The organism is Pseudomonas sp. NKUCC02_KPG (genome assembly GCF_019345465.1).
GTDB lineage: Bacteria > Pseudomonadota > Gammaproteobacteria > Pseudomonadales > Pseudomonadaceae > Aquipseudomonas.
In genome coordinates, this window is the sequence record NZ_JAHKRC010000005.1 from 136951 (window position 1) to 153681 (window position 16731).

The 16731-nt window shown below is 58.4% G+C and carries 18 protein-coding genes; 9 read left to right on the forward strand and 9 right to left on the reverse strand.

Annotation, left to right across the window (positions count from 1 at the left end; all coding sequences use genetic code 11):
* Nucleotides 1–34: 34 nt before the first annotated feature.
* The 5 genes from KO536_RS08505 (at nucleotide 35) to rlmF (ending at nucleotide 6562) form a co-directional block, all read left to right on the forward strand.
* Nucleotides 35–1525, forward strand: coding sequence for a leucyl aminopeptidase (locus KO536_RS08505; protein WP_219261659.1), 1491 nt, complete (start codon nucleotides 35–37; stop codon nucleotides 1523–1525).
* A gap of 83 nt (nucleotides 1526–1608) precedes the next feature.
* Nucleotides 1609–2037, forward strand: coding sequence for a DNA polymerase III subunit chi (locus KO536_RS08510; protein WP_219261725.1), 429 nt, complete (start codon nucleotides 1609–1611; stop codon nucleotides 2035–2037).
* Nucleotides 2038–2044: 7 nt separating this feature from the next.
* The gene (locus KO536_RS08515) at nucleotides 2045–2428 is read left to right on the forward strand and encodes a DNA polymerase III subunit chi (protein ID WP_219261660.1); all 384 of its coding nucleotides are present in this window, start codon (nucleotides 2045–2047) and stop codon (nucleotides 2426–2428) included.
* Between the two features lie 172 nt (nucleotides 2429–2600).
* Nucleotides 2601–5447, forward strand: a complete 2847-nt coding sequence (locus tag KO536_RS08520; protein WP_133076282.1) for a valine--tRNA ligase — start codon at nucleotides 2601–2603, stop codon at nucleotides 5445–5447.
* 98 nt (nucleotides 5448–5545) lie between these two features.
* Entirely contained in the window at nucleotides 5546–6562 is a 1017-nt protein-coding gene (rlmF, locus tag KO536_RS08525) for a 23S rRNA (adenine(1618)-N(6))-methyltransferase RlmF (RefSeq protein ID WP_133076283.1), read from the forward strand.
* A 174-nt stretch (nucleotides 6563–6736) separates the two neighbouring features.
* On the opposite strand, the gene KO536_RS08530 is transcribed toward rlmF, so the two are convergent.
* Nucleotides 6737–7018 carry an HU family DNA-binding protein gene (locus KO536_RS08530; protein ID WP_003440137.1) on the reverse strand — a complete coding sequence of 94 codons (282 nt, stop codon included), beginning with the start codon at nucleotides 7016–7018 and terminating at the stop codon, nucleotides 6737–6739.
* 386 nt (nucleotides 7019–7404) lie between these two features.
* Here KO536_RS08530 and yejK point away from each other — a divergent pair, with 386 nt between their 5' ends.
* Both yejK and KO536_RS08540 read left to right on the forward strand, forming a co-directional pair.
* Nucleotides 7405–8409 carry a nucleoid-associated protein YejK gene (gene yejK / locus KO536_RS08535; RefSeq protein ID WP_133076284.1) on the forward strand — a complete coding sequence of 335 codons (1005 nt, stop codon included), beginning with the start codon at nucleotides 7405–7407 and terminating at the stop codon, nucleotides 8407–8409.
* The gene (locus tag KO536_RS08540; RefSeq protein ID WP_133076285.1) at nucleotides 8409–8759 is read left to right on the forward strand and encodes a glutaredoxin family protein; all 351 of its coding nucleotides are present in this window, start codon (nucleotides 8409–8411) and stop codon (nucleotides 8757–8759) included. The genes yejK and KO536_RS08540 overlap by 1 nt, the downstream gene beginning before the upstream one ends.
* Here the strand turns inward: KO536_RS08540 and KO536_RS08545 are convergent.
* The 4 genes from KO536_RS08545 to KO536_RS08560 all read right to left on the reverse strand — a co-directional run bounded on the left by KO536_RS08545 (nucleotide 8725) and on the right by KO536_RS08560 (nucleotide 11529).
* Nucleotides 8725–9021 carry a GIY-YIG nuclease family protein gene (locus KO536_RS08545; RefSeq protein ID WP_338648707.1) on the reverse strand — a complete coding sequence of 99 codons (297 nt, stop codon included), beginning with the start codon at nucleotides 9019–9021 and terminating at the stop codon, nucleotides 8725–8727. The two genes, KO536_RS08540 and KO536_RS08545, sit on opposite strands and share 35 nt — an antisense overlap.
* A gap of 2 nt (nucleotides 9022–9023) precedes the next feature.
* Nucleotides 9024–9494 carry a nuclear transport factor 2 family protein gene (locus KO536_RS08550; RefSeq protein WP_133076287.1) on the reverse strand — a complete coding sequence of 157 codons (471 nt, stop codon included), beginning with the start codon at nucleotides 9492–9494 and terminating at the stop codon, nucleotides 9024–9026.
* Between the two features lie 66 nt (nucleotides 9495–9560).
* On the reverse strand, nucleotides 9561–10880 hold the full coding sequence (locus KO536_RS08555; protein ID WP_133076288.1) for a CynX/NimT family MFS transporter: 1320 nt from the start codon (nucleotides 10878–10880) through the stop codon (nucleotides 9561–9563).
* On the reverse strand, nucleotides 10870–11529 hold the full coding sequence (locus KO536_RS08560) for a FadR/GntR family transcriptional regulator (protein ID WP_133076289.1): 660 nt from the start codon (nucleotides 11527–11529) through the stop codon (nucleotides 10870–10872). The genes KO536_RS08555 and KO536_RS08560 overlap by 11 nt, the downstream gene beginning before the upstream one ends.
* Nucleotides 11530–11693: 164 nt before the next feature.
* Here KO536_RS08560 and KO536_RS08565 point away from each other — a divergent pair, with 164 nt between their 5' ends.
* Nucleotides 11694–12005, forward strand: coding sequence for a type II toxin-antitoxin system MqsR family toxin (locus tag KO536_RS08565; RefSeq protein WP_133076290.1), 312 nt, complete (start codon nucleotides 11694–11696; stop codon nucleotides 12003–12005).
* Nucleotides 12002–12472, forward strand: a complete 471-nt coding sequence (locus KO536_RS08570) for a type II toxin-antitoxin system MqsA family antitoxin (RefSeq protein ID WP_133076291.1) — start codon at nucleotides 12002–12004, stop codon at nucleotides 12470–12472. The genes KO536_RS08565 and KO536_RS08570 overlap by 4 nt, the downstream gene beginning before the upstream one ends.
* Nucleotides 12473–12512: 40 nt before the next feature.
* On the opposite strand, the gene KO536_RS08575 is transcribed toward KO536_RS08570, so the two are convergent.
* From KO536_RS08575 to KO536_RS08590, 4 genes are all read right to left on the reverse strand, one after another.
* Complete coding sequence (locus tag KO536_RS08575; protein ID WP_133076292.1) at nucleotides 12513–13277, reverse strand: amino acid ABC transporter ATP-binding protein; 765 nt, start codon at nucleotides 13275–13277, stop codon at nucleotides 12513–12515.
* 9 nt (nucleotides 13278–13286) lie between these two features.
* Nucleotides 13287–14384, reverse strand: a complete 1098-nt coding sequence (locus KO536_RS08580) for an amino acid ABC transporter permease (protein WP_133076293.1) — start codon at nucleotides 14382–14384, stop codon at nucleotides 13287–13289.
* Between the two features lie 10 nt (nucleotides 14385–14394).
* On the reverse strand, nucleotides 14395–15576 hold the full coding sequence (locus tag KO536_RS08585) for an amino acid ABC transporter permease (protein ID WP_133076294.1): 1182 nt from the start codon (nucleotides 15574–15576) through the stop codon (nucleotides 14395–14397).
* A gap of 65 nt (nucleotides 15577–15641) precedes the next feature.
* Complete coding sequence (locus KO536_RS08590; RefSeq protein WP_133076295.1) at nucleotides 15642–16673, reverse strand: amino acid ABC transporter substrate-binding protein; 1032 nt, start codon at nucleotides 16671–16673, stop codon at nucleotides 15642–15644.
* Nucleotides 16674–16731: the final 58 nt, after the last annotated feature.

The window sequence follows — 16731 nt, forward strand, 5'->3', positions numbered from 1 at the left end:
GCGCATGTTGACCATTTGATTCAGGGACCCCGACATGGAACTGGTTGTAAAAAGCGTTAGCCCAGAAACGTTGAAAACCGCCACTCTGGTGGTCGCCATCGGCGAAGGCCGCAAGCTGGGCCCTACCGCCACCATCATCGACGAACTCACCGGCGGCGCCATTAGCGCAGTACTCAAGCGCGGGGATCTGGCGGGTAAAACCGGTCAAAGCCTGCTGCTGCACAGCCTGCCCAACCTCAAGGCCGAGCGCGTGCTGCTGCTGGGCACCGGCAAGGATGACGAGTTGGGCGACCGCCCGTTCCGTAAAATCATCAGCGGCGCACTGGGCGTATTAAAAGGCCTGGGCGGCAGCGATGCGGTGTTTGCTCTCGACGAACTGGTGGTCAAGGGTCGTGACAGCTACAGCAAAAACCGCCTGCTGGCAGAAACCCTGATCGACGGCGGATACACCTTCGACCGTTTCAAAAGCCAGAAAGCCGAACCTCGTGCCCTGAAGAAAATCACCCTGCTGACCATTAAAGCAGCACAGGCTGAAGTTCAGCGCGCCGTGACCCACGCCCAGGCGATCGCTTCGGGCATGTCATTCACCCGCGATCTGGGCAACCTGCCACCCAATATCTGCCATCCGATTTTCCTGGCCGAACAGGCCAAGGATCTGGGCAAGGAATTCAAAGGCCTGAAAGTCGAGATTCTTGATGAGAAGAAAATCAAGGATCTGGGCATGGGCGCGTTCTATGCCGTAGGCCAGGGCAGTGACCAGCCACCTCGCCTGATCGTAATGAACTACGCCGGCGGCAAGAAATCCGAAAAACCGTACGTACTGGTCGGCAAGGGCATTACGTTCGACACCGGCGGCATCAGCCTCAAGCCGGGCGCCGGCATGGATGAAATGAAGTACGACATGGGCGGTGCTGCCAGCGTGTTCGGCACACTGCGCGCCGTACTGGAACTGAAACTGCCGATCAACCTGGTATGCATCCTGGCGTGCGCCGAGAACATGCCGAGCGGTGGTGCTGCACGCCCGGGCGACATCGTGACCACCATGAGCGGCCAGACGGTCGAAATCCTCAACACCGACGCCGAAGGCCGCCTGGTGCTGTGCGATGCACTGACCTACGCCGAGCGCTTCAAGCCTCAGGCCGTGATCGACATCGCCACCCTGACCGGCGCTTGCATGGTTGCACTGGGCGCTCACACCTCCGGCCTGATGGGCAACAACGACGAGTTGATCGGCCAACTGCTGGAAGCCGGCAAACTGGCAGACGACCGTGCATGGCAACTGCCGTTGTTCGACGAGTACCAGGAACAGCTGGACAGCCCGTTCGCTGACATGGCCAACATCGGCGGTCCCAAAGGTGGCGCCATTACCGCAGGCTGCTTCCTGTCGCGCTTCGCCAAGGCCTATAACTGGGCTCACCTGGATATCGCCGGCACGGCATGGGTCAGCGGCGGCAAGGACAAGGGTGCCAGTGGCCGCCCGGTCCCCCTGCTGACTCAATACCTGCTCGATCGCGCCAACGCTTGAAGCTGACAATCGAAGGCTGCGCCGCCTGACGGCGGCGCGGTCCCGATTCAGGAACCGCAATGACCCCGGAACCCAACGCCGAGTTGACCAAGGTCGACTTTTATATCCTGCCCAGCGCCGAACCTTCCGCGCGGCTGGATTTCGCCTGCAAACTCACCGAAAAGGCCTGGCGTCTGGGCCACAGGGTGTATTTACACTGCACCGACAGCGCTCAACGTCAGGATCTGGATGAACGCCTGTGGCGCTTCAAGGGCGAAAGCTTCGTGCCCCACAGCAACACCGAAGACGAACCCGACGGCGTCGTTGTCATGGGCTGCACAGAAGCACCGCCAAGCCATCAGGACTTACTGATCAACCTGGACCTCAAAGTCCCCGAATTCTTCAAACGCTTCGCCCGCGTGGCTGAAGTGGTGGTCGAAGACCCCGCCGTCCGACTGGCCGCACGGGAGAGTTTCCGCTTCTACCGTGAACAGGGCTATCCTCTGCAAGACCACAAGCTACAACGACTCTGAGCACACGATGGACACCTCCAATTCGCCGCAAAAAGCTGCACACCTGCTCGATGATCTTGAGTCCATTCGCAAGCTGCTCGGCGATGAGGGCCTGCAACCGCCGCTGCTGACAGAGATGGTGGGCGGCGAAGACGCGCAGATTCCATTGTTGTCTGAAGTCATCAGCGAAGAACCCGAGCCCGAGCAAATACCGCTGGTCGGCATTACCCCGGCACCCGTGGCAGAAAAAACTCCGGACGCACTGCTGGTGCATCTGGACAAAGAGCTGCGCACGGCAGCCCAGGCCATCATGCAGGACGTGATCAACGACTTCGCCCCGCACATCGAAACCGAGATCAAACGCCGCCTCGATGCGCATATGGAGCGCTTGCTCGCACAACATCAAAGCTGACCCTGTGGCCGCGGGCTTGCTCGCGACTGCAGCGCCTTGATGAACCAGATGCACCGCATCGCCCGTATCGCGAGCCAGCCCGCTCCCACAACAGCAATAGGTTCCCCGCGCAGTCCCACCCCGCTATACTTGTCGGCTTTCCTGAATTAATGCCAATAGGGTCCCGCCGCGCATGGATAAGACCTACCAGCCGCACGCCATTGAAACTTCCTGGTACAAAACCTGGGAAGAAGAGAATTATTTTGCCCCGCAAGGCGCGGGCGACCCGTACACCATCATGATCCCGCCGCCGAACGTCACCGGCAGCTTGCACATGGGTCACGGTTTCAACAACGCGATCATGGACGCCCTGATCCGTTTCCGCCGCATGCAGGGTCGCAACACCCTGTGGCAGCCGGGCACCGACCATGCGGGTATCGCCACCCAGATGCTGGTTGAGCGTCAGATCGAAGCACAAGGTCTGAACCGCCACGACCTGGGTCGCGAAAAATTCCTCGATAAAATCTGGGAATGGAAAGACCAGTCCGGCGGCAATATCAGCCGTCAGATCCGTCGCCTTGGCTCGTCCGTAGACTGGAGCCGCGAACGCTTCACCATGGATGACGGCCTGTCAGAAGCCGTGAAAGAAGCCTTCGTACGCCTGCACGAAGACGGCCTGATCTATCGCGGCAAGCGCCTGGTCAACTGGGACACCAAGCTGCACACCGCCATTTCCGACCTTGAAGTGGAAAACCACGACGAGAAAGGTTTCCTGTGGAACCTGCGCTACCCGCTGGCTGACGGCGCAACGACCGCAGAAGGTCTGGACTACCTGGTGGTTGCTACCACCCGTCCGGAAACCATGCTGGGCGACGCCGCTGTTGCCGTTAACCCGGAAGACGAACGCTACAAGGCCCTGATCGGCAAGTTCGTCGAGCTGCCACTGGTTGGCCGTCGTATCCCGATCATCGCGGACGACTACTGCGACCCTGAATTCGGCACCGGTTGCGTGAAGATCACCCCGGCCCACGATTTCAACGACTACGAAGTCGGCAAGCGCCACAACCTGCCGCTGCTGAACATCTTCGACAAAAACGCCAAAGTGCTGGCTGCTGCCCAGGTGTTCAACCTCGACGGCAAGCTCAACGAAACCGTCGACGGCACCCTGCCGGCCAAATACGCCGGCCTGGACCGCTTCGAAGCGCGCAAGCAAATCGTTGCTGATTTTGACGAAGCAGGCCTGCTGGTCAGCGTTGACGATCACGCCCTGAAAGTACCGAAAGGCGACCGCTCCGGCACCATCATCGAGCCGTGGCTGACGGACCAGTGGTACGTATCGACCAAGCCTCTGGCAGAACCAGCCATTGCAGCCGTGGAAGACGGGCGCATCGCGTTTGTGCCTAAACAGTACGAAAACATGTACTTTTCGTGGATGCGCGACATCCAGGACTGGTGCATCAGCCGCCAGCTGTGGTGGGGCCATCGCATCCCGGCCTGGTACGACGAGTCGGGCAAGGTCTATGTAGGCCGCGACGAAGCTGAAGTCCGCGCCAAAAACAACCTGGGCCCGGACGTTGCGCTGCAACAGGACAACGACGTACTCGACACCTGGTTCAGTTCGGGCCTGTGGACGTTCTCCACCCTGGGCTGGCCGGAAAAAACCGACGCGCTGAAAACCTTCCACTCCACTGACGTGCTGGTGACGGGCTTCGACATCATTTTCTTCTGGGTTGCCCGGATGATCATGCTCACCATGCACCTGGTGAAAAACGAAGACGGCACCCCGCAAGTTCCGTTCAAGACCGTGTATGTACACGGCCTGGTACGTGACGGTCAGGGCCAGAAGATGTCCAAGTCCAAGGGCAACGTCCTGGACCCGCTGGACATCATCGACGGCATTGAACTCGAAGACCTGGTGGCCAAACGCACCACCGGCCTGATGCAGCCAAAACTGCTGAAGAAAATCGAGAAACAGACCCGCGACGAATTCGCAGACGGCATCGCCAGCTATGGCACCGACGCCTTGCGCTTCACCTTCTGCTCGCTGGCATCTACCGGTCGCGACATCAAGTTCGACATGGGCCGCGTTGAAGGCTATCGCAACTTCTGCAACAAGATCTGGAACGCCGCACGTTACGTGCTGGACAAGGGCGAGGACTGCGGCCAGAACGGCGAAGCCTACGAGCTGTCACTGGCCGACCGCTGGATCATCTCGCAACTGCAGCGCACCGAAGCCGAAGTGACCCGTCACCTCGACCAGTTCCGTTTCGACCTGGCCGCCCAAGCGCTGTACGAGTTCATCTGGAACCAGTACTGCGACTGGTATCTGGAACTGTCCAAGCCTGTGCTGTGGGACGAAAACGCTCCGGTAGAACGTCAGCGCGGCACCCGTCGCACGCTGGTTCGTGTACTGGAAGTTGCCTTGCGTCTGGCGCATCCGTTCATGCCGTTCATCACCGAAGAGATCTGGCAGCGCATCGCGCCGCTGGCCGGCGTTGAAGGCAAGACCATCATGCTGCAACCGTGGCCAGTGGCCAACGAAGCACGCATCGACCAGGCGGCCGAAGACGATATCGAATGGCTCAAGGGCTTGATGCTCGGCACGCGTAACATCCGTGGCGAAATGAACATCGGCCCGGGCAAGCCATTGCAGCTCTACCTGAAAAACGTCAGCAGCGAAGACCAGCGCCGTCTGACCGAGAACGATGCCTTGCTCAAAAAGCTGGCTAAACTCGAATCGATCACCGTGCTGCAAGACGGCGCCGAAGCACCTTTGTCCGCTACCGCTCTGGTAGGCGAGATGGAAGTGCTGGTGCCGATGGCCGGCCTGATCGACAAAGATGCAGAGTTGGCGCGCCTGGACAAGGAAATCCAGCGCTTGCACGGCGAAGTTGCGCGAGTGGGCGGCAAATTGTCGAATGCCGCGTTCGTTGACAAGGCCCCGGCCGAAGTCATCGAAAAAGAACGTGCCAAATTGGCCGAAGCCGAACAGGCCTTGAGCAAATTGGCAGACCAGCACGCGCGGATTTCCAGCCTGTAATAACGCTGCGCACCTGATCGCGGGCAAGGCCGCTCCCGCAGGGTTCAACTCTGCAGGAACGGGCTTGCCCGCGATTGCTTTTGTGGAATGAATTGAACATGACTACCCCACGCACTTCCAAAGCCACACGCCACAAGCCCAAGGCTGCCAGCGATGCCAAACCGGTCGAGCCGCGCGTCAAGCCCAGCCTGCACCCGCGCAACCGCCACCAGGGCCGCTACGACTTCCCACAGCTGATTTCGGTGTGCCCGGAACTGGCCGAATTCGTGATCATCAACCCGTACGGCAAGGAAAGCATCGACTTCGCCAACCCGAGTGCCGTGCGCGTATTCAACCGTGCCCTGCTCAAGGCGTTCTACGGCATTGCTCACTGGGATATCCCGGCCGACTACCTGTGCCCGCCCGTACCGGGTCGCGCTGACTACGTGCACTTCCTGGCCGACCTGCTGGCCACCATGAACGACGGCGAGATCCCTCGCGGGCAAAACGTTCGCGTGCTGGATATCGGCATGGGTGCCAACTGCGTCTACCCGCTGATCGGCCACAGCGACTATCGCTGGCAGTTCCTGGGTACGGAAGTCGACCCGACTGCCGTTAAAGCGGCCAAGGCGATTGTGCAGTCCAACGGTCTGAACAAAGCCATCAGCCTGCGCCTTCAGCCTAATCCGCAGAAAATCCTGCTGGACGTGCTGGAAAGCAGCGAACGTTTCGACCTGACCATGTGCAACCCGCCGTTCCACGCCTCGCTGGACGAAGCCACACGCGGCAGTGAGCGTAAATGGCGCGCACTGGGCAAGGCAGATCCAAAGCGCAAGCTGCCGGTTCTGAACTTTGGTGGCCAGGCGGCCGAATTGTGGTGCGAAGGCGGCGAACAGCGCTTTGTCACGCAACTGATCCGCGAAAGCGTCCACGTTGCGCGTCAAATCCTGTGGTTCAGCGTGCTGGTGTCCAAGGCTTCCAACTTGCCAGCCATCCAGACCGCGCTGAAAAAAGCCGGTGCACGGGAAAGCCAGGTGGTGGAAATGTCCCAGGGCAACAAGCAAAGCCGCTTTGTGGCCTGGACCTTCCATGACAAGGACCAGCAGCAGATGTGGCGCGAGAAGAACTGGAAGTAAGCCCCGCGCAATCCTGTAGTCGCTGCCGAAGGCTGCGATAAGAGCTGAGGGGCCCTGAGAAAGCGGGGCCGCTTCGCAGCCCATCGCAGCCTCGTGCCTCGACAGCGACTACACAAATTGCGGGCATAAAAAAGCCGCGCTTCGGAGTGATCCGAAGCGCGGCTTTTTTAATGCTTACTTGTTAACAGCGTCAGTCAGGCCTTTGGCCACAACGAGCTTGATAACTTTTTTGGCAGCGATTTCGATGGCAGCGCCAGTCGAAGGGTTACGGCCAGTACGGGCAGGACGCTCGGTCACTTTCAGTTTGCCAATACCTGGCAGAGTGATTTCGCCGCCATTTTCCAATTGATCAGCAACGATCTGAGCCAGTTGGTCCAGAGCGTTACGCGCGGTAGTTTTCGGCGCGTCGATGGCTTCAGCGATATCAGCGATCAGTTGGTCTTTAGTAATAGCCATTGAGATGTTCCTTCCCTATCAAATTCATTTGGTTTGCAGAGTGCAATGTCAGCCATCGAGCCAGATCTCAAGGGTCTGGCACACCCGCCAGCTTTCACGACGAATCGCGGATGTAGATAGCTAAAACGGGGTTTGGTTCGACCTGACACATGCTGAATGCACGCTTTACGCCGTTTCCGAGCGCAAGACCGGGCAAAACTAGCACAGAGACGGTTAAATATCCGCCTCTACCTGGGCTTTTGGTCAGCTTTATCGCCTTAAAACCGTAAAAAAGCCGTCCCGGGTGGTCTCAAGCCCCCCAAACACCGACCCAGCGCTCAGGTGCGGTACACTTGGCGCCTTTGCGGGGTGCGCCCCCTGTCCTCTCATTACTCGCCGAGAAGCCCATGCCGATCCGTCATTGCATCGTCCATTTGATTGACAAAAAACCCGACGGTACGCCCGCTGTTCTCCATGCCCGCGACTCTGAACTGGCCGCGTCTCAAGCCATCGAGAACATGCTCGCGGACCTCAACGAAAGCTACAACGCCAAGCAAGGCAAAGCATGGGGCCTCTTCCATGCTGAATCCGGCGCGCATCCGTTCAGCGGCTGGCTCAAGGAGTACCTGGACGGCGGCAAAGACTTCACCGCATTCAGCCGCGTGGCCGTCGAGCATCTGCAGAAGCTGATGGAAGAGTCCAACCTTTCCGTCGGTGGTCACGTACTGTTTGCCCATTACCAGCAAGGCATGACCGACTACCTGGCGATCGCCCTGCTGCATCACAGCGATGGCGTGGCGGTGACCTCGGATCTGGACGTGACCCCATCGCGTCACCTGGACCTTGGCCAACTGCACCTGGCGGCACGGATCAACATTTCCGAGTGGCAAAACAACAAGCAGTCCAAGCAGTACATTTCGTTTATCAAAGGCAAAAACGGCAAGAAAGTTTCGGAGTACTTCCGCGACTTTATCGGCTGCCAGGAAGGTGTCGACGGACCAGGCGAAACCCGGACCCTGCTCAAGGCCTTCAGCGACTTCGTTGAAAGCGAAGACCTGCCCGAAGAGTCCGCCCGCGAAAAAACCAAGACCCTGGTCGACTACGCCAGCAGCCAGGCCAAAATCGGCGAACCGATGGGTCTGGCCGAATTGTCCGAGCTGATCGACGAAGAGCGTCCGAAAGCCTTCTACGACCATATCCGCAACAAGGACTACGGCCTTTCTCCCGAGATCCCGGCAGACAAACGCACCCTGAACCAGTTCCGCCGCTTCACCGGGCGCGCTGAGGGCCTGTCTATCAGCTTTGAAGCCCACCTGCTGGGCTCCAAGGTAGAGTTCGACGAAGAAGCCGGCACGCTGGTGATCAAGGGCTTGCCGACCCAACTGCTAGACCAGCTCAAGCGCAGCAAATAATGCTCAACGGTATTTTGAAGAAAGTCCTGTTTGTTCTGGTGGTGGTGGTCATCTTCCAGAACTGGGGCAAGATCGAGCGTGTACTCAATCCCTCGGGTGTCGTCTCCGAGCAAACCCGGGCCAGCGCCCGTGTGGTGCTGTACTCCACGCAATGGTGTGGCTACTGCAAGGCGACGCGCCGGTTTCTGGATGAGAAAGGCATCCCGTTCAAGGAGTTTGATATCGAGAAAGACGCGGTCGCCCGCCAGGCTTACGAAGCGTTGGGCGGACGCGGAATTCCGATACTGGACGTGAACGGCACGCTGATAAGGGACTTCAAGCCGGATGCGATACTGGCGGCATTGAAATAACCCCTTGCGCCTGACTTTGCACCAGGCATTCCTTGGCGCTCTTCCTGAGTTTTTTGATCAGTCGTTCCTGGCGCAAGGCTTCGCCCCTGTCAGGCCAGGATTCGACATACACCAAGGCCACTGCCGGGCTTGAAGCAAAAAAGCGTGCGCCCTTACCGCTTTGATGTTTGGCAAAACGGCGCACCGGGTCATCGCTGATCCCGCAGTACAGAGCGCCATTGGCGGCCCGCACCAGATAAACGAACCACGGTTTTTCGCTCACTTTCAACGGCTGCCCTGAAAGGCCTTGAGTCCTTTTTGCGCCTGAGCCCTGATGGCGTTCTTCACCAGCGGCGTCCACCCCAGCAACAAGCCCTTGGTGCCCAATGCCTGACGCGACCAGCGCCACAGGTCAAAGTGATCGTGGTGCTCGCAAATCTTGCCGTCGCGAAACACAAACTGCGCCTGAATATCATTGACCACCGTGGCCCCGGTCTGGCCAAACACGTAGGTTGCCACCCAGTGTGCGCTGCCGCGCTGCCCCTGAGCCTGGACCTGATCGAAAGTCAGGCTGAAATCCTTGGCCCGCGAGGTCAGCATGCGCCACATGTCTGCGGCATCCTGGCCACGCAATTCACCAAAAACCGGATCGCTGAACAAGACGTCATCGGTGTAGCAGGCCGCCATCGCTTGTGCATCGAGCTGCTGGAAGGCCTGGTAGAAACGAGTGATCAATGCTTGATGGTCTTGGCTCATGGCAGGGTCCGTGCGGGTCAGTAATCTGTGCACGATAATCTGCCATGAACAGAAACACTATGGCCCTCAGATTTTCTCGCTCTGCACATTCACATACAGGGAACGTCCCGCGCCGAGCCCGGCGACGATAGCCCCCAGGCCCACCACGGCAAAAATCCAGCCCACAGCACTCCAGCCGCCCGTGACTTCATGCACGATCCCGACCGCCAGCGGCCCCATGGAGGCCACGGTGTAACCAATACCCTGGGCCATGCCAGACAGGTTGGCCGCAACATGAGCGTCCCGCGAACGCAATACGATAAGCGTCAGCGCCAGGCTGAACGTACCGCCCTGCCCCAGGCCCAGCACAATCGCCCAGCCCCACAAGCCCTCGATGGAGGCATACAGGCAGCCGAACAGCCCGGCCAGGGTCATGCTCATGACCAGCACAATGGCCAGCCGCTGATCTTTGCCCCGCGTGGCCAGCCAGGGCGCTGTCAGTGCAGTCAGCAATTGCACGATGACCGAGCCCGACATCACCAGCCCGGCCTGGGTCGGGGTCAAACCGCGCCCGATCAGAATGGAGGGCAACCAGCCAAAAACGATATAGGACAACGAGGACTGCAAGCCCATGTAAAGCGTCACTTGCCAGGCCAGCGGATCACGCAGCAGGCCACTCACCCGATAAGCAACATTGTGTGAGCCCTGACGCTTGCCCACTTGGGGCAGCCAGAAAATGGCCGCAACCAGAGCCGGCAAGGCCCAGAAGCCGAGTCCCAGTGCCCAGCTCTGACCCAACGACTCGCTCAGTGGTACCGTCGCGCCCGCCGCCAGTGCCGCGCCCAGGCACAAGGCCATGGTGTAGACACCGGTCATGGTCCCGGCATGCCCTGCGAAATCACGCTTGATAATGCCCGGCAACAGCACGCCGATGATGCCAATGCTGGCGCCCGCCAGAATGCTCCCGGCAAACAGCCCTGCCTCTCCCAGGCAACTGCGCAGAACGATGCCGCCGCCCAGTGCCACCAGAATCCCCAGTACCACCCACTCAGTACCAAAACGCCGGGCCAGAATCGGTGCCAAAGGCGCGAACAGTCCCAGGCAAAGCACCGGCAAAGTGGTCAATAAACCGGCCTGCGCTGCCGACAGCCCCAGGCTGTCCGACACTTCTCCCAGCAGCGGCGCCATGCTCGACAATGCCGGACGCAGGTTCAGCGCCACCAGTACCAGGCCCAATAGCAGCAACCACGGCCTCAGCACGACCGGGGGCGTTTGCTGCACCTGTTCGTCGTCTATCTCAGCATCGATCAGCAACGCTTCCAGCTCATCCAGATGACGAGCGGGCTCGGCGCTGGCATTGGCGACTGACAAAGGTTGAGTCATGGCGTGCTCCGGCTCAGGGTTCATTGATCAACGTCCGGCATAACGCCATGGCCCGTTGCGGGTTTTGTTGTTCTACGGCTTCGAGTAGCTCGACGTGCAGGTCGAACACCAATTGACGCCTGGGATGAACATCCATCGTCTTGCGCAAATGGTTGGTCACAACGCTGGAGGTGTAGCGATACAGCTCGCTCAAGGCCGGGTTGTGTGCGGCATCTATCAGCCGCTGGTGAAACACCAGGTCGCAACAAATATAGGTATCGAGCTCACCGTGATAGTGCTCGCCACTTGCATCGAGCGCCTGATGCAGCAGCCGCAAGTCCTCGTCCGTACGACGCAAGGCCGCCAGGCCAACGGCTTCAACCTCAAGGATGTGCCGCATCTCCCGACCCTGCTCCATTGAGCAGGATGACAAGGCACGCAACGTGTCCATCGGGTCGACTCGCCCTCGCAGATAACTGCCATCGCCCTGACGGATTTCGATCAGCCCGGCGAATGCCAGCACGCGCATGGCTTCACGCACGGTGTTACGGCTGATGTTCAGTTGCGCCGCAAGCTCCGGCTCGGTCGGCAAACGCTGCCCCACCGCCCAGGTGCCGTTGTTTATTCGCGCACGCAGTTGCTCAAGCGCCTGGTCAACCAGGGAACGTTTTATCAGTGGAGAAGCATCTGTCATCGAATTTACCTTTTCATCCAATCATAGGATGAATTTTCCTACATGTTAGCCAGACGTCTTCACATCGGCAATCAACTACAGATTAAGTGCCCCAAAAAAATGCTGATTGAGCATTGAATTAACAACCCTTAAAGGGTATTTTAAAAAAATCGAGGCTGCCTCTTATGGAAAAGAAAACACCTCACTACAACCTCCAGTGCATTCAAGCCGACGTACAACGGCTTGGCGCTGTAGCGTTTACCAAAAGCGCCCTGGATGGCGGACGAACCATGGGCCTGACCCTGGCGCAAATGCAGCGGGTCATTGCTTCTTTAGAACGCCGGGCGCTGTACAAATCGATGTCGACCCACTCAGACCACAAGGTCTGGCAAGACGTCTATCACGCACAGGCCTACGGTTTGGCTATTTATATCAAGGTGACTTCTCGCCCGAGTGGAGGGCCGCCAGTCATCGCTTTCAAGGAAAAAGACCTATGAGCAAACATGACTGTTACGCCTGCGGGGCCCCCAACGCGATGCACGCCTTCAAAGGGCGTAGCTTCAATGTGAATTTCAAGCAAATGAACCGGATGGTGCACAGCCTGAGCGGCCATGAATGCACGGAGTGCGCAGAGGTCGAGTTCGATGCTCCCAGTGCAGAGCGTTATGCCCGGGCAGGAGATGAACTGATTGAAGATGCCAAGCAGGTGATAGCTGATGAGATGAAGCGCATTCGGCGCAAACTACATTTCACTCAAAAAAGTGCTGTGCAACTGCTGTCGGGGGGTGGCCACAATGCGTTCAGCCGTTATGAACGTGCCGAGGTCGAACCACCGAAACCCTTGTTTGTGCTGATGCGCTTGCTGGATCGCCATCCCGAACTGGTTCGGGAATTACAGGCCATCAATGAGTGCACCGATATCAATGCGCTGCTGGTGCAAAAACAACAGCAGCGACACGAATAGCCTGTAGCCGCAGCCTTGGGCTGCGGCTACAGCGGTTGAATCAATGCAAAATCTGATTCAGGAACAATTTGGTCCGGTCATTCTGCGGGTTGTCGAAGAAGTCATTCGGGGCAGCCTCTTCCACGATTTCGCCCTTGTCCATAAAGATCACCCGGTTGGCCACTGTGCGGGCAAAGCCCATTTCGTGGGTCACGCAGAGCATGGTCATGCCGTCTTCGGCCAAGCCGATCATGGTGTCCAACACCTCTTTCACCATCTCCGGATCGAGCGCTGAAGTCGGCTCATCGAACAGCATGATTTTTGGTTTCATGCACAACGCCCGGGCAATCGCCACACGCTGTTGCTGGCCGCCCGACAACTGCCCCGGAAACTTGTGCGCCTGCTCCGGAATTCGAACCCGCTCCAGATAATGCATGGCGATTTCTTCAGCCTGGCGCCGGGGCATCTTGCGCACCCACATCGGCGCCAGCGTGCAGTTCTGCAAAATGGTCAGGTGCGGAAACAGGTTGAAGTGCTGAAACACCATGCCCACTTCGCGCCGTACCGTCTCGATCTGCTTGATGTCGTTGGTCAACTCTACACCGTCAACCACGATACGCCCCTGCTGGTGCTCTTCGAGGCGATTGAGGCAGCGAATGGTCGTCGACTTGCCGGAGCCCGAAGGCCCGCACAACACAATGCGCTCGCCTGGCTGGACGTTCAGGTTGATGTCCTTGAGCACATGGAACTGGCCGTACCACTTGTTGACGCCCTGCATCTGAATAATGCCTTCGGCGCTTGCAGGCTTTTTGATTGCTTCACTCATGTCGCACTCCTAACGCTTGTGGCCAGTGTCCAGCTTGTGCTCCAGATGCATGGAGTAGCGGGACATACCAAAACAGAAAATCCAGAACACCAACGCTGCAAACACATAGCCTTCAGTAGCCATGCCCAGCCATTTCGGGTCGGCGGCGGCTTGCTTGACGCTGTTGAGCAGATCGAACAGACCGATGATGATCACCAGGCTGGTGTCCTTGAACAGGGCAATAAAGGTGTTGACGATGCCGGGGATCACCAGCTTGAGGGCTTGCGGCAAAATCACCAGGCCCATGCTGCGCCAGTAACCCAGGCCCATCGCCGCAGCCGCTTCGTATTGCCCTTTGGGAATGGCTTGCAGGCCTCCGCGTACCACTTCAGCCACATACGCCGACTGAAACAGGATCACGCCGATCAAGGCACGCAGCAGCTTGTCGAAGTTCATGCCCTCAGGCAGAAACAACGGCAACATCACCGAGGACATGAACAGCACGGTAATCAGAGGAACGCCGCGCCAGAACTCGATGAAGGTCACGCACACCACACGAATGGCGGGCATGTCCGAACGTCGGCCCAACGCCAGCAAAATCCCCAATGGCAAGGCACCGGCAATGCCCACGGTGGCAATGACCAGCGTCAGCATCAGGCCGCCCCACTGGCTCGTGGCCACGTTGCTCAGGCCCCAGTAGCCGCCATGCAACAAGGTGAATGCCAGAATCGGGTAGACCACCAAAAAGCCCAGTCCCCAGATGGCCTTGTGCTTGAAGCGCGAGATAAACAACGGCGCGGCGCCCACCACGGCAAGCCACACGGTCAGGTCTACACGCCAGCGCAGTCCGGTCGGATAGTAGCCATACATGAACTGGCCAAAACGCTGCTGGATAAACACCCAGCAGGCGCCTTCCTTGGTGCAGTCCGCCTGGGTGCTGCCGACCCAGTTGGCGTCAAGGATCGTCCAGCTCAGCAGCGGCGGCACGATCAGCCAGATCAGGTAAAAGGCAAACAGGGTGAGCAAGGTGTTGAGCCAATTGGAAAACAGATTGGCCCGCGCCCAGGCAACGATACCGATGCGGTTGCCCGGCGGCGGCATGTCGGGTTTAAAAACATGAGTTGTCATAGTCCCGTCCTCATCGCTCGATCAGCGCAATACGCGTGTTGTACCAATTCATCAGCAGCGAAATGCTGATACTGATGGCCAGGTACACGCTCATGGTGATGGCAATGACTTCAATCGCTTGCCCGGTCTGGTTAAGCACCGTGCCTGCAAACAGTGAAACCATTTCCGGATAACCGATGCCCGCCGCCAGCGACGAGTTTTTCACCAGGTTCAGGTATTGGCTGGTCAGTGGCGGAATAATCACCCGCAGTGCTTGCGGAATAATCACCTTGCGCAGTGTTGGCCCCGGACGCAGACCCAGCGAGCGGGCAGCCTCGGTCTGGCCATGGCTGACCGACTTGATCCCCGAACGTACGATTTCAGCAATGAAAGCCGCGGTGTACACCGTCAATGCAATGGTCAGCGCCAGCAGCTCCGGAATCAGCACCCAGCCGCCAACAAAGTTGAAACCCTTGAGCTCTGGCATTTCCCAGTGCACCGGAGTGCCGAACAACACAATGCTCAAGCCCGGAATCACCAGCATCAGAGCCAGCCCGACCCAGAACTTGTGAAACGGTACGCCGGTCTCTTCGAAGCGCTTGTTGGCCCGGCGAACCATCAGCACCACGGCTGCAATCGCCAGCACCACACTGCCCACAAAGGGCCAGAAGGCCTCGGTACCAACAGCTGCAGGCATGTTCAGGCCGCGGCTGCTCATATAAAAGGTGTCGGCAAAGTTGTGGCTGTTGCGTGGCCCCGGCATGGTCAGAAAGACCGCGAAGTACCAGAAGAGGATTTGCAGCAGAGGCGGGATATTGCGGAAGATCTCGACATACACCGTGGCCAGCTTGCTGATCATCCAGTTCGACGACAGGCGCGCGACACCGATGATAAAGCCCAGAACCGTCGCCAGGACAATACCGATGACCGACACCAGCAATGTGTTCAGCAAACCGATCAGAAAAACCCGGGCATAACTGTCGGACTCGGTGTAATCGATCAAATGCTGCGCAATGCCAAAACCGGCACTGCGTTCCAGAAAGTCAAAACCCGAAGTAATGCCGCGATGCTGCAGGTTGGTCTGGGTGTTGTTGAACAGATACCAGCCCATGAACACCACCAGCGCAACGGTGATGAGCTGAAATAACCACGCACGCACACGTGGATCGCCGAGGCTGAGCCTTGGCTTGGGTGCGCCGACTTTAATTTGCATGAAGTGCCCCTAAAAATGGATCAGACAACATCACCCGGCAGTTGGCCTGCCGGGTGAAAGGGCTATCAGCGCACAGGTGGTGCGTATTGAATGCCGCCGTTATTCCACAGAGCGTTCAGCCCGCGGTCGATGGCCAAAGGGGTATTTTTGCCGAGGTTTTTCTCGAAGACTTCGCCGTAGTTACCGACCTGGCTGACAATCTGTACTACCCAGTCTTTTGGCAGTTTCAGGTCTTTGCCATATTCGCCGTCAGCACCCAGCAAACGGGCCACATCAGGGTTTTTGGTCGACTTGGCTTCAGCCAGGACGTTTTTGGAGGTGATGCCCGCCTCTTCAGCATTGAGCATGGCGAACAGAGTCCACTTCACAATGCTGAACCAGTCTTCGTCGCCCTTGCGCACGACAGGGCCCAGCGGCTCCTTGGAGATGGTTTCAGGCAATACGACGTAGTCGCTCGGGTTCGCCAGTTTGCTGCGCTGTGCGTACAACTGCGACTTGTCGGAGGTCAGCACGTCGCAACGGCCGCTTTCCAGCGACTTGGCGCTTTCATCGGAGGTATCGAAAGTGATTGGGGTGTATTTGAGGTTGTTACCGCGGAAGTAATCCGACACGTTCAACTCGGTGGTGGTACCTGCCTGGATACAGATGGTTGCACCGTCCAGCTCCTTGGCACTTTTAACCCCCAGCTTTTTGTTGACCAAAAAACCGATGCCGTCGTAATAGGTAACGCCTGCGAACACCATGCCCATGCCCGCATCACGGGAGCTGGTCCAGGTGGTGTTGCGCGACAGCACGTCCACTTCGCCCGATTGCAGCGCGGTGAAACGCTCCTTGGCGTTCAACTGGCTGAACTTGACCTTGGTTGCATCGCCAAATACAGCGGCGGCCACTGCTCGGCAAATGTCTGCATCAATACCCTGAATCTTGCCAGTGGCATCCGGCACCGAGAAACCCGGCAATCCGTCACTGACACCACATTGCACAAACCCTTTCTTTTTAACGCTGTCCAGGGTTGCGCCTGCGTGGGCAAAACCACTGGCACTGAGTAACACGATGGCTGCGGTGGCCAGAGCCAGGGTGGATTTCAACTGCTTCATTCAAACCTCCAGTGATGCTTTTGTTGTGTTTGAACAAGACCCGCCGCCCCCTTGTGAG

Coding starts and splice junctions, on each gene's coding strand:
- KO536_RS08505 (WP_219261659.1), top strand. CDS start 35: ATGGAACTGGTTGTAAAAAGCGTTAGCCCAGAAACGTTGAAAACCGCC.
- KO536_RS08515 (WP_219261660.1), top strand. CDS start 2,045: ATGGACACCTCCAATTCGCCGCAAAAAGCTGCACACCTGCTCGATGAT.
- KO536_RS08520 (WP_133076282.1), top strand. CDS start 2,601: ATGGATAAGACCTACCAGCCGCACGCCATTGAAACTTCCTGGTACAAA.
- rlmF (WP_133076283.1), top strand. CDS start 5,546: ATGACTACCCCACGCACTTCCAAAGCCACACGCCACAAGCCCAAGGCT.
- KO536_RS08530 (WP_003440137.1), bottom strand. CDS start 7,018: ATGGCTATTACTAAAGACCAACTGATCGCTGATATCGCTGAAGCCATC.
- yejK (WP_133076284.1), top strand. CDS start 7,405: ATGCCGATCCGTCATTGCATCGTCCATTTGATTGACAAAAAACCCGAC.
- KO536_RS08540 (WP_133076285.1), top strand. CDS start 8,409: ATGCTCAACGGTATTTTGAAGAAAGTCCTGTTTGTTCTGGTGGTGGTG.
- KO536_RS08550 (WP_133076287.1), bottom strand. CDS start 9,494: ATGAGCCAAGACCATCAAGCATTGATCACTCGTTTCTACCAGGCCTTC.
- KO536_RS08555 (WP_133076288.1), bottom strand. CDS start 10,880: ATGAACCCTGAGCCGGAGCACGCCATGACTCAACCTTTGTCAGTCGCC.
- KO536_RS08560 (WP_133076289.1), bottom strand. CDS start 11,529: ATGACAGATGCTTCTCCACTGATAAAACGTTCCCTGGTTGACCAGGCG.
- KO536_RS08565 (WP_133076290.1), top strand. CDS start 11,694: ATGGAAAAGAAAACACCTCACTACAACCTCCAGTGCATTCAAGCCGAC.
- KO536_RS08570 (WP_133076291.1), top strand. CDS start 12,002: ATGAGCAAACATGACTGTTACGCCTGCGGGGCCCCCAACGCGATGCAC.
- KO536_RS08575 (WP_133076292.1), bottom strand. CDS start 13,277: ATGAGTGAAGCAATCAAAAAGCCTGCAAGCGCCGAAGGCATTATTCAG.
- KO536_RS08580 (WP_133076293.1), bottom strand. CDS start 14,384: ATGACAACTCATGTTTTTAAACCCGACATGCCGCCGCCGGGCAACCGC.
- KO536_RS08585 (WP_133076294.1), bottom strand. CDS start 15,576: ATGCAAATTAAAGTCGGCGCACCCAAGCCAAGGCTCAGCCTCGGCGAT.
- KO536_RS08590 (WP_133076295.1), bottom strand. CDS start 16,673: ATGAAGCAGTTGAAATCCACCCTGGCTCTGGCCACCGCAGCCATCGTG.